The organism is Pseudomonas solani (assembly GCF_026072635.1).
GTDB classification, from domain to species: Bacteria; Pseudomonadota; Gammaproteobacteria; order Pseudomonadales; family Pseudomonadaceae; genus Metapseudomonas; species Metapseudomonas solani.
Genome location: NZ_AP023081.1, coordinates 5823563 through 5835392, shown reverse-complemented (window position 1 = coordinate 5835392; position 11830 = coordinate 5823563). Strand labels below are relative to the sequence as shown.

Genomic DNA, 11830 nt, shown 5'->3' with positions numbered 1-11830 from the left:
CGTGATGGGTTTCGCTCCGCTCTACCCATCCTACGGCTGGCGGCGTGATGCAGCCGTAGGGTGGGCTTCAGCCCACCATGACCCATCGGACGAAGCGGTTTGAGCTCGCTACGCATGATGTGCCAGGCGGAGTGCGTAAAGGCTGGTCGTGACGGGCCGGCTGCTATAAAACGATTCACCTTCCTGATTTCCGGAGCACTGGCTTGAACAGCCCGAGCAACCAACTCTTCGATGCCTATTTCACCGCGCCGGCCATGCGCGCGATCTTCTGCGACCACGGCCGGGTGCAGGGCATGCTGGATTTCGAGGCCGCGTTGGCCCGCGCCGAGGCCCGTGTCGGGGTGATCCCTTCCGAGGCGGTGGCGGCCATTGAGGCAGCCTGCAAGGCCGAGCTCTACGACTTCTCCGCCCTGGCCGTGGCCATCGGCAGCGCTGGAAATTCGGCGATCCCGCTGGTCAAGGCGCTGGGCAAGCGCATCGCCGCCAGCGACGCCGAGGCCGAGCGCCATGTGCACCTGGGCGCCACCAGCCAGGATGCCATGGACAGTGGCCTGGTGTTGCAGCTGCGCGCCGCCGTCACCCTGCTGGAAAACGATCTCGCCACCCTGGCTGATGCACTCGCCAGCCAGGCCCGCCTGCATGCCGATACGCCGCTGGCTGGGCGCACCTGGCTGCAGCACGCCACGCCCGTGACCCTGGGCATGAAGATCGCCGGCTGGCTGGGCGCGGTGACCCGTCACCGCCAGCGCCTGGCCGAGCTGAAACCGCGCCTGTTGTGCCTGCAGTTCGGCGGCGCCTCCGGCAGCCTCGCGGCACTGGGCGACAAGGCCTTCGCCGTGGCCGGTGCCCTGGCGGAGGAACTGGACCTGACCCTGCCCGAGCAGCCCTGGCACACCCAGCGTGATCGCCTGGTGGAGTTCGCCAGCCTGCTGGGGCTGGTCGCCGGCAGCCTGGGCAAGCTGGGGCGCGACCTCAGCCTGCTGATGCAGACCGAGGCGGGTGAAGTCTTCGAACCTGCGGCGCCGGGCAAGGGCGGTTCGTCCACCATGCCGCACAAGCGCAACCCGGTGAGCGCCGCCGTGCTTATCGGCGCCGCCACCCGCGCACCGGGCCTGGTGGCGACCCTGCTGGCCGCCATGCCCCAGGAACACGAACGCAGCCTGGGCCTGTGGCACGCCGAATGGGAAACCCTGCCGGAGCTCTGCTGCCTGGTGTCCGGCGCCCTGCAGCAAGCGCTGCTGGTGGTCCCGGGCCTGGAGGTGGACGCCGCACGCATGCGCCACAACCTGGACCTGACCCAGGGGCTGGTGCTGGCCGAGGCGGTGAGCATCGCCCTGGCCCAGCGCATCGGCCGCGACGCCGCCCACCACCTGGTTGAGCAATGCTGCCGTCAGGCGGTGAAGGAGGGCGCGCACCTGCGTGCCGTGCTCGGCGCCAACCCCGAGGTCACCGCGCAACTGTCCGCCGACGAGCTGGACCGCCTGCTCGATGCGGCCCACTACCTCGGTCAGGCGCGTCGCTGGGTCGACCGCGCCGTGGCCGAGCATCAGAATTTCTCGCGTTAGGAGCCTTTGCATGCCTGCCGTACGACTCGCCGATGGCGACCTGAACTACCTGCTCGAAGGCCCGGCCGATGCGCCGGTGCTGGTTCTCAGCAACTCCCTGGGCACCGACCTGCACATGTGGGACGCGCAGATCCCGGCCTTCACCGAACACGTCCGTGTGTTGCGCTACGACACCCGTGGCCACGGCGCCTCGCTGGTGACCGAAGGCCCTTACAGCATCGAGCAGAACGGCCGTGACGTGCTGGCCCTGCTGGATGCGCTGGATATCGCCCAGGCCTCGTTCTGCGGCCTGTCCATGGGTGGGCTGATCGGCCAGTGGCTGGGGATCCATGCGCCGGATCGCATCCAGCGCCTGGTGCTGTGCAACACCGCGGCGAAGATCGGCACCCCGGATGTGTGGAACCCGCGCATCGAGACGGTGCTGCGCGATGGCCAGGTGGCCATGGCGGCCCTGCGCGATGCCTCCATCGCCCGCTGGTTCACCCCGGACTTCGCCGAGGCGCAACCGGCCAGGGTGGAGCCCATCGTCGCCATGCTGGCGCAGACCTCGCCCCAGGGTTACGCCGCCAACTGCGCGGCGGTGCGCGATGCCGATTTCCGCGAACAACTGGGCGCCATCCGCGCGCCGACCCTGATCGTTTGCGGCAGCGGCGATGCGGTGACCACGCCCGAGCACGGCCGCTTCCTGCAGGCGCACATCGCTGGCGCGGAGCTTGTGGAGTTCGACGCAGCGCACCTGTCCAACGTCCAGGCCGGCGAGGCCTTCACCCGCCGGGTGCTGGACTTCCTGATCGCCTGAAGGCCCAGGGTTAGCGAGGAGCCACCGATGGACGAGAAAGAACGCTACGAGGCCGGCATGCAGGTGCGCCGCGCGGTGCTGGGCGATGCCCATGTCGACCGCAGCCTGCAGAACCTCACGCCCTTCAACGAAGAGTTCCAGGAGATGATCACCCGCCACGCCTGGGGTGATATCTGGACGCGCCCGGGCCTGCCGCGCCACATCCGTAGCCTGGTGACCATCGCCATGCTCATCGGCATGAACCGCGAGGGCGAGCTGCGCCTGCACCTGCGCGCGGCGAAGAACAACGGCGTGACCCGCGACGAGATCAAGGAAGTGATCATGCAGAGCGCCATCTACTGCGGCATTCCCGCTGCCAATGCCACCTTCCACCTGGCCGAATCGGTGTGGGACGAACTGGGCGTGGAATCGCTGCAGGACTGACCTGCGAGCCATACAAACGCCGCCCGGATCCCGCATCCGGGCGGCGTTTTTGTGTGTGCGGCGTATCTTGCGCATGCACCCAGGGCCACCGCCGTCTGCGACACCTGTAGGGGCGAATTCATTCGCCAAGCAGGCCGCAGGGCTGCCCTCGCACCGCGTTCACCGGTGGCACCGCCTGGTGGATGAAAAGAGCGTCATCCACCCTACACATCGGTTGGCACCGTGGTTCGGGTTGAGCACGGTGCGCGGTTCGGCCTCGCTGCGGGCGTCCCCTGTGGGAGCGGCTTCAGCCGCGAAAGACCTGCCGCCGGCACCTGGCTCCGAACGACCGGATGCCTCATCGCGAATGAATTCGCTCCTACAAAAAAGCCCGTCACAAGGACGGGCGAGGGGCTGCAGCTACGAGGATGAAGCGGGGATTCAGAGCAGCGAGAACGGGTAGCTGACGATCAGTGGAGGTGGCACGAACCCTTGGACGCCCGGAAATGGCCGTGCTTGAGCGCTTGCTTTAAAACCACAACAGCTAACGCAGACAGAGCCAATTCATTCGCCAAGCAGGCCGCAGGGCTGCCCTCGCACCGAGTTCACCGGTGGCATCGCCTGGTGGATGAAAAGAGCGTCATCCACCCTACACACCGGTGGGTGTTTTTGATCGGGCGCGGTGGCGCAGCCCCCTGTGGGAGCGGCTTCAGCCGCGAAAGACCTTCCGCCGGCACCTGGCTGTGGATGGCCGGGCACTCCATCGCGAATGAATTCGCTCCCACGAGATGGGCGGTCCGTGCCACCCGACGATTCCTGCGCCGGGTTTCGCGGGTTCTACCCACCCCATAAAAAAGCCCGTCACAAGGACGGGCGAGGGGCTGCAGCTACGAGGATGAAGCGGGGATTCAGAGCAGCGAGAACGGGTAGCTGACGATCAGGCGGTTCTCGTCGAAGCTGTTGGTGTTGCCCCAGTCGCGGCGCTGGCTGGAGTTGCGCCACTTCACCGCCAGGCTCTTGAAGGTGCCGGACTGCACCACGTAGGCGAGCTCGCTTTCGCGGCCCCATTCCTTGCCGTCGGTGACGCTGCCGGTGTGCACGTTGGAGCCGTGGATGTAGCGGTTCATCAGGGTCAGGCCGGGGATGCCGAGGGCGACGAAGTTGTAGTCGTGGCGCAGCTGCCAGGACTTTTCCTTGGCGTTCTCGTAGCTGGAGTTGTAGCTGTCGTTGGCCAGGGTGCCGCCGCTGGTGCCGTTGACGCGCATCCAGGCATCGTCGCCGCTGACCTTCTGCAGGCCGAGGTAGAAGGTGTTGCCGCCGATCTTCGCCGAGAACAGGCCGGACCAGGTGCGGTTGTCCAGGTCGCCGGCCAGAGCGCTGCCGTCTTCCTTGCCGTTGAACCAGCCGATGTTGGCGCCCAGGGTCCAGTCGCCGAGGGGCTGGCTGTGGGTCAGTTGCAGGTAGTTCTGCTGGTAGATGTCCTCCAGTCGGGCGTGCCAGGCGCCGAGCAGGGTGCGGCCCTGGTTGAAGGCGTATTCGCCGCCGGCGAAGTCGAAGCGGTCCGAGGTGAAGGCCGCGCGGCCGTTGAGGGACATGTCTTCCATGCTGGCGTCGTTGCGCGGGCTGTTGCCGCGGAACTGGCCGGCGTAGAGGGTCAGGCCGTCGAACTCCTTGGAGGTCAGCTGGGCGCCTTCGAAGGTCTGCGGCAGGGAGCGGCCGTCGTCGGAACGCAGGATGGGCAGCACCGGCATCCATTCGCCGACCTTCAGCTCGGTCTTCGACAGGCGCATCTTGCCGGCCACGCCGAGGCGGCCGAAGTCGTCGGCGGGGCGGCCATCGTCATGCACCGGCAGCAGCTGGGTGCCCCGGGTGCCCTTGCCACCGTCGAGCTTGAGGGCATACAGGCCGAGCACGTCGACACCGAAACCCACCGGCCCCTGGGTGAAGCCGGAGCGGGCGTCGAGGATGAAGCTCTGGGTCCATTCCTCGGCCTGGGCCTGGGTGGTGCCGCCGACGAAATTGCGGTTCATGTAGAAGTTGCGCGCCGTCAGGGTGGCCGTGGCGTCCTCGACGAAGCCGGGCTCGGCAGACACGGCGCCGGCGCTTAGGGCCAGGGCGACGGCCAGCGGCAGGCGGGCGTGGGAAAGGCGGTTGCGATGCGGCTGTTGCATGGTGATCGTGCCTCTTTGCTTGTTGTTTTCAGGCATGGCGAAGCCGTCTCGCGCCGTGGCGCGAAAGGCGTTGAGTGGTGCAGGTGAGTGCGGGGCCCCGGAGGAGCCCCGGGGGCGTCAGTGGCTGGCGACGCGCAGGCTGTTTTCGCGGCTGCTGTCGTACTGGGTCTTGTCCATGGGCTTGGCGTCGGGCTTGCCGAGGTCCTCCATGCCCAGCCGGTAGGTCTCGGGCGCCAGGTAGGCGGCGAGGGCGCAGATGCAGGTGATGGCGAAGGCCAGGCTGCCAACGATCACCGGGACGTTGTCCGAGCCGGGCGGGGCGACGGCGGCGAACAGCGCCGGCAGCATGGCGGTGAACATGGTGCCGATGTTCTGCGAGATGGCCATGGCCGAGACGCGGTAGCGGGTCTGGAACAGTTCCGGGTAGAAGCTCGGGAACACCGCGTTGTAGCCCTGGTAGACCATGCCCCACATGAGGATCGACATGCAGAAGGCCAGGGGCACGTTCTGGATGCTGATGGCGTAGAGGTAGGCGAAGGCCAGCAGGCCGGAGCCCAGGGCGCCGGTGATCATGGTCGGGCGGCGGCCGATCCTGTCGGAGAGGTTGCCGATGAAGGGGATGACCAGCACCGCGACTATGTTGCCTACCACCGGAATCCACAGGTAGACGCTCTTGTCGAAGCCGATGCCGTAGGCCGGCTGCACCGCGTAGGCGGCGCCGAAGATGGTGGCCACCACCGGGATGACGTTCATCAGCGCCATGAAGGTGACCAGGATCATGTTCTTCCAGCTGTGGCGGAAGGCCTCGGTGACCGGCGACTTGGCGACCTTCTGCTGCGCCTCCTCGTTGACGAAGGCCGGGGTTTCGTGGACTTCGCGGCGGATGATGTAGCCGGCCACCAGCACCAAGGCGCTGAGCAGGAAGGGAATGCGCCAGCCCCATTCATTGAAGGCATCGCTGGGCATGAAGTAGGCCAGTGGCAGGAACACCGCGGCGGCCATCACCTGGCCGGCCTGCACGCCCTGCAGGGTGAAGCTGGCGTAATAGCCACGCCGGCCGAAGGGCGCGTGCTCCATGATCATCGAGCTGGCCCCGGAGATTTCCCCAGCCACGGCGAAGCCCTGGATCAGGCGCAGCACCACCAGCAGCACCGGCGCGAGGATGCCGATGTCGTGGTAGGTGGGCAGCAGGCCCACGGCCATGGTGGAGATGCCCATGAGGAACATGCACAGCAGCAACACGTTCTTGCGGCCGCGGGTGTCGCCCCAGTGGCCGAGCACGAAGGCGCCGATGGGGCGCGCCAGGTAGCCGACGCCGTAGGTGGCCAGCGAGGCGACGATGGCGATCTTCGGGTCGGTGGAGGGGAAGAAGATCTGCGGGAAGATCAGCGCCGCTGCCTGGGCGTAGATGAAGAAGTCGTAGTACTCGAGGGCGGAGCCTATCCACCCGCTGGCAGTTGCTTTCTTGGCTTGGGAGCTTGAGGGAGTAGCCATCGTTGTCTCCGTTGTTCTTGTCTGTATGCCGGGCAAGCGGGCTCGACCGGTAGTGTGCCGGGTCGAATGAGGTGCACGCAGGCTTGGCCGGACTGGCGGTGCCCTAGGGGCACGTGCCGGGTTGACCGGTCTGGTTCAGGGAGTGCTGCCGGGGATGGCTAGGCCGTTCGCGCCCGGGGGGCGGGGCACGGCATGGCTGAGGGAGGGGGGAGTGCGGTGAGGCGGCTTGGCGTGAGCATGAGGATTTACCCGATTCTTGAAATTGTTATGTGGTGACGCTGGGTTTCGATTGCGTTTTGCCGTGGCGTTTTCAGCAGGCTGTGCCGACGGCGGGTTGCAATGTGGTGAAGATGGTTGCGCAGTGAGCGAAATACCGTCAATTCGATAACCGGCCTTCTGTTCGGTAATCGAACACAAAACTAACCAGTTCGTACATTTCAATTGCTGGGCGGACTTTAGCTACGAATAATCGATTGCGCTACGGCTGCCGCGCAAAATCCTCCGACTTCGTGTCGGGAATCGCGGCGGCCACCCCTGCCGCCGACCGCAGAGCCGGCGCCCTCGATCAGGAGCTGAAGCATGCAGCGTTCGATTGCCACCGTCTCGTTGAGCGGCACCCTGCCGGAAAAGCTCGAAGCCATCGCCGCCGCCGGTTTCGACGGTGTGGAGATCTTCGAGAACGACCTTCTCTACTACGCCGGCAGCCCCCGTGAAGTGCGCCAGCTGTGCGCCGACCTCGGGCTCGCCATCACCCTGTTCCAGCCGTTCCGCGACTTCGAGGGCTGCCGCCGCGACCGCTTGCAGAAGAACCTCGACCGCGCCGAACGCAAGTTCGACCTGATGCAGGAGCTGGGCACCGACCTGGTGCTGGTGTGCAGCAACGTCGCCGCTGATTCCCTGGGCGATGAGCGCACCCTGGTGGACGACCTGCGCCTGCTCGGCGAGCACGCCGGCGCGCGCGGCCTGCGCATCGGCTACGAGGCCCTGGCCTGGGGCCGCCACGTCAACACCTGGCAGCAGGTCTGGAACCTGGTGCGCCAGGCCGACCACCCGGCCGTGGGGGTGATCCTCGACAGCTTCCACACCCTGTCGCTCAAGGGCGATCCCCGGGCCATCGCCGATATCCCCGGCGAGAAGATCTTCTTCGTGCAGATGGCCGACGCGCCGATCCTGGCTATGGACGTGCTGGAGTGGAGCCGCCACTTCCGCTGCTTCCCGGGTCAGGGCGAGTTCGACCTGCCGGGCTTCCTCGCGCCCATCCTGCGCAGCGGTTATCGCGGCCCGCTGTCGCTGGAGATCTTCAACGACGGCTTCCGCGCCGCACCGCCCCGGGCCAATGCCGCCGACGGCCTGCGCTCGCTGCTGTACCTGGAGGAGAAGACCCGCGACCTGCTGCGCCAGGACCCGACGCCGCCCGCCGACCTCGACCTGCTGTTCGCGCCGCCGCCGGCCGGCCGCTACGACGGCGTGGAGTTCCTCGAATTCGCCGTCGACGGCGAGCAGGGCGCGCGCCTGGCCACCTGGCTGGAGCGCCTGGGCTTCGCCCGCGCCGGGCAGCACCGCTCCAAGGACGTGAGCCTGCTGCGCCAGGGCGATATCAACATCGTCCTCAACGCCGAACCCTATTCCTTCGCCCACGGCTTCTTCGAGGCCCACGGTCCGTCGCTTTGCGCCACCGCCCTGCGCGTGGGCGACAGCGCCTCGGCCCTGGAGCGGGCGCGGGCCTATCGCGGGCAGCCCTATCGCGGCCTGGTCGGCCCCAACGAGCGGGAAATCCCCGCCGTGCGCGCGCCGGATGGCAGCCTGATCTACCTGGTGGAACCCTCCGCGCCGGGGCAGACCATCTATGACAGCGACTTCCGCCTCGACGCCGCCGCGCAGCCCAGCGGCAGCCTCACGCGCATCGACCACATGGCCATGGCGCTGCCGGCCGACAGCCTCGACAGCTGGGTGCTGTTCTACAAGGGCCTGCTGGATTTCGAGGCCGACGACGAGGTGGTGCTGCCCGACCCCTACGGCCTGGTGAAGAGCCGCGCCCTGCGCAGCCGCTGCGGTAGCGTGCGCCTGCCGTTGAACATCTCGGAGAACCGCAACACCGCCATCTCCCACGCGCTGTCCAGCTACCGGGGCTCGGGTGTGCACCACATCGCCTTCGCCTGCGACGACCTGTTCGCCGAGATCGCCCGGGCCAAGGACGCCGGCGTGCCGCTGCTGGACATCCCGCTCAACTACTACGACGACCTGGCCGCGCGCTTCGACTTCGACGACGAGTTCCTCAGCGAGCTGGCTTACTACAACGTGCTCTACGACCGCGACGCCCAGGGCGGCGAACTGTTCCACGTCTACACCGAGCCGTTCGAGGGGCGCTTCTTCTTCGAATTGCTGCAGCGCAAGGGCGGCTATGCCGGCTACGGCGCGGCCAACGTGGCGGTGCGCCTGGCGGCCATGGCCAAGGCGCGCAGTGGCACCGCACGCCAGGCGAAGCTCTAGCCGATGGGTGGGCCGGCGCTTCCTTCGCAGGGGCGACCGGCCCATAATCCGGCCGGTATGCATTTGGCCTGAGTCCGTTATGACCCTTACTGCTGACCTGCCCGACGAGCCTGTCGAAACACCCCGCAAGAGCCGCAAGAACAACCCGGAGAAGACCCGCGAGAACATCCTCCAGGCGGCCATCGTCGAATTCGTCCAGCAGGGCCTCTCCGGTGCCCGGGTCGATGCCATCGCCGAGCGCACCCAGACCTCCAAGCGGATGATCTACTACTACTTCGAGAGCAAGGAGCAGCTCTACCTGCGCGTGCTGGAGAAGCTCTACGGCGACATCCGCCACACCGAGGCGCAGCTGCACCTGGCGGAACTGGAACCGCGCGAGGCGATCCGCCGCCTGGTCGAGTTCACCTTCGACCACCACGACCGCAACGTCGACTTCGTGCGCATCGTCAGCATCGAGAACATCCAGCACGGGCAGTACATCCGCGAGTCCGATGCCATCGGCTCGCTCAACGTCACCATCCTCGCCAGCCTCGACGACATCCTCCGCCGTGGCGTGGCTGCGGGCGCCTTCCGCACCGGCGTGCAGGCGATGGACGTGCACCTGCTGATGTCGTCGTTCTGCTTCTACCGCGTATCCAACCGCCACACCCTGGGCGCGATCTTCGCCATCGACCTCAACGAGGCCGAGGTGAAGGCGCGCCACCGGGACATGATCGTCGAATCGATCCTGCGCTTTCTCCAGGCCTGACCCCGGGCGGGGTCAGGTACCCAGCAACTGGCGCTGGCGCACGGCCGGGGCGCTGGTGGGGAACAGCGGGCGGGTGGGGATGTAGCGGGCGAGGGCGCAGGCAGCGGCGACGCGCTGGCGCTGGTAGCCGGTCTTCAATACGTCCAGGCAGCGGGCTTCGCTCAGGGGCTGGCCCAGCAGGTAGCCGGTGCCCTTGGTGAAGCGCTCCTGGTTGGCCTGCCACCAGGCTTCCACCCGTGCCGGGTCCGGCCAGGCCAGGTCGGTGTCCGGGTCCATGTCCACGTTCGGGTCGTCGGGGTCGTCCGTGGGGCCGGCGTCGTAGTCGGGGTAGACCTTCAGCTCCAGGTCCAGCTCGGCCAGGTCTGCCCCGGTGATCAGGGTGAAGGCTTCGCCGGCCACGCGGGCATGGGGCAGGTCGCCCATCTGCTGGATCAGCCAGGGCACCGTCACCGGGTCACCGAACAGGCCGGTGGCCTGGATCACCAGGCGTCGATGCTGCGGGCTCTGCATCAGCCCGCGCAGCCAGGCGATGCTGGCCTCGCGGGGTTGCCAGCAGAGCAGGGCGTTGAGGGCCCGCAGGCGGAACATGCCTTGTTGTTCGGCCAGCAGGCGCAGGGGGCCCAGGGCCTCTTCGTCACCCATCTGCACCGTTGCCCAGTTGGCCCAGAAGCGCACCGCCTCGTCGGCGTGCAGGCGATGGGCGCGGATGGCTTGCATCAGGTCGCGCCGGCGCAGTTCGCCGGCGGTGCGCGCGGCACGGGCCAGCACGCCGGGGTCGGCGTGGGAGAGCCCAGCGATCAGCGCCGGGCCCGGATCGCGGCGGTGCATGCCGCAGGCGGCCAGGCCCAGGCGGCGGAACAGCGGCTCCTGGGAGGCCAGCAGGCGCTCGGTCCAGGGTTCGACCTTGTCCCAGTCCAGCCAGCCAAGGGCTGCGGTGAACGCCCGCTCGCCGTCCGGCGCCTTGCGCAGGTGCTCGGCGAGGGTGGACAGCGCCGGGCCGTTGCCGGCCATGAAGGCCAGCGCGGTGGCGGCGAACACCTCGCCCGTGGCCAGCGGATGCAGCCCCTTGAGCAGCAGGTCCAGGCCCTTGAGCCCGGCGATCAGCAGCCCGTCCAGGTGCGCCTCGATGCGGCCATCCAGGGTGCGCAGGTGCTTGAGGTCGTAATGCGGCGCGCGCACGGCGTAGTCGCGCAGGCCGGCGAGGAAGCCGGCCTCTTCGGCGTGCTGGTCGAGGACGCGCAAGACAGGCTGGTTCATGGGCACACCGCACTCGGGAGCACCGGGAAAAAGGTGAAGGGCGTATCAGTAGCTGGCATCGTCATAATCCACGACCGTCCAGTTCTCGCCGTCGGCGGTATAGGCGAGGTGCCGGTTGCCAACGGACCAGAGCACGCCGTCCCCCTTGGTGAGGTAGGACGCCGAGCCGGTGCCGACCGAGCCGATATCGGCTTTCTTCAGCTCGCCGTCGATGATCCGGTAGACGCCCTTGGAGGACGCGACGAACAGGGTCCCGTCGAAGGTCTGCACCCCCCACAGGTCTTCGCTGAAGTCGCTCAAGTCGATGAAGTCCCATTGGTCCCCTCGACCGAACAGCACGACGCCGGCCTGGCCGACGATATAGGCCGTGCCATCTTCGCTGCAGTGCACGGCCTGCAGCGCGACGGAGGTCGGGCTTTCCAGGGCCTGCCAGCGCTGGCCGTCGAATATCCAGATCTCGCCATCCATCCCCACGGTGTACAGCTCGTTCGGCGCGAAGCCGTCGATGGCGTTGAAGCCCTTGATGCCCTCGCGGTTGAGGATGGCGTCGGCGATGGATTGCCAGCTGCCGTCGTCGTTGCGCCGGTAGACCTGGCGTTGCATGCCCGCGGCATAGTGCGCACCAGCGATCAGGCGCATGTCGCGCAGTGGGCCGAAATCGCCCGGTCCCACGATGCGTTCGGTGGTCCTGTTGGAGCCCTGGAAGACATGGATGTCGCCATCGAGCCCCATCGACAGCAGGGTCAGGGGGGGCGTCGTCGCGCTGATCGCGGTGGTGGCCCAGTCGATCATGAAGTGCACGAAGGCACCGTCCTTCCAGCGCAGCACCTTGGTGTGATCGACGTTGCGTTCGTTCAGCTCGGTGACCTGGGCGCTGATGAACACCAGGTCACGCCTGACTATC

Annotated in this window: 9 protein-coding genes; 5 read left to right on the top strand and 4 right to left on the bottom strand. The window is 67.5% G+C overall.

Annotated features, from left to right (window positions below):
- Positions 1-203 precede the first annotated feature (203 nt).
- Genes PSm6_RS26320 through pcaC form a run of 3 tightly spaced genes read left to right on the top strand, consistent with a single transcriptional unit; the run spans position 204 to position 2787 of the window.
- A complete protein-coding gene (locus PSm6_RS26320; protein ID WP_265168708.1) occupies positions 204-1565 on the top strand; it encodes a 3-carboxy-cis,cis-muconate cycloisomerase in 1362 nt (453 codons plus the stop codon).
- 10 nt (positions 1566-1575) lie between these two features.
- Positions 1576-2364 (top strand): 3-oxoadipate enol-lactonase, encoded by a 789-nt coding sequence (pcaD, locus tag PSm6_RS26315; RefSeq protein ID WP_265168706.1) that lies wholly within the window; start codon positions 1576-1578, stop codon positions 2362-2364.
- 27 nt (positions 2365-2391) lie between these two features.
- Positions 2392-2787: a 4-carboxymuconolactone decarboxylase gene (gene pcaC / locus PSm6_RS26310; RefSeq protein ID WP_021217566.1), complete on the top strand. Its 396-nt coding sequence runs from the start codon at positions 2392-2394 to the stop codon at positions 2785-2787.
- 887 nt (positions 2788-3674) lie between these two features.
- Here pcaC and PSm6_RS26305 read toward each other — a convergent pair.
- Both PSm6_RS26305 and PSm6_RS26300 read right to left on the bottom strand, forming a co-directional pair.
- Positions 3675-4937, bottom strand: a complete 1263-nt coding sequence (locus PSm6_RS26305; RefSeq protein ID WP_021217663.1) for an OprD family porin — start codon at positions 4935-4937, stop codon at positions 3675-3677.
- A 117-nt stretch (positions 4938-5054) separates the two neighbouring features.
- Positions 5055-6431, bottom strand: coding sequence for an MFS transporter (locus PSm6_RS26300; protein ID WP_021217662.1), 1377 nt, complete (start codon positions 6429-6431; stop codon positions 5055-5057).
- Positions 6432-7010: 579 nt separating this feature from the next.
- Between PSm6_RS26300 and quiC the strand changes: the two genes are divergently transcribed.
- Both quiC and PSm6_RS26290 read left to right on the top strand, forming a co-directional pair.
- Complete coding sequence (gene quiC, locus PSm6_RS26295) at positions 7011-8921, top strand: 3-dehydroshikimate dehydratase QuiC (RefSeq protein ID WP_265168705.1); 1911 nt, start codon at positions 7011-7013, stop codon at positions 8919-8921.
- Between the two features lie 79 nt (positions 8922-9000).
- The gene (locus tag PSm6_RS26290; RefSeq protein WP_021217660.1) at positions 9001-9669 is read left to right on the top strand and encodes a TetR/AcrR family transcriptional regulator; all 669 of its coding nucleotides are present in this window, start codon (positions 9001-9003) and stop codon (positions 9667-9669) included.
- 12 nt (positions 9670-9681) lie between these two features.
- Here PSm6_RS26290 and PSm6_RS26285 read toward each other — a convergent pair whose 3' ends face one another.
- Together PSm6_RS26285 and PSm6_RS26280 are read right to left on the bottom strand one after the other, a co-directional pair.
- Positions 9682-10926, bottom strand: coding sequence for a TIGR02270 family protein (locus PSm6_RS26285; protein WP_031287096.1), 1245 nt, complete (start codon positions 10924-10926; stop codon positions 9682-9684).
- 45 nt (positions 10927-10971) lie between these two features.
- Entirely contained in the window at positions 10972-11811 is an 840-nt protein-coding gene (locus PSm6_RS26280) for a beta propeller repeat protein (protein WP_265168703.1), read from the bottom strand.
- Positions 11812-11830 lie beyond the last annotated feature (19 nt).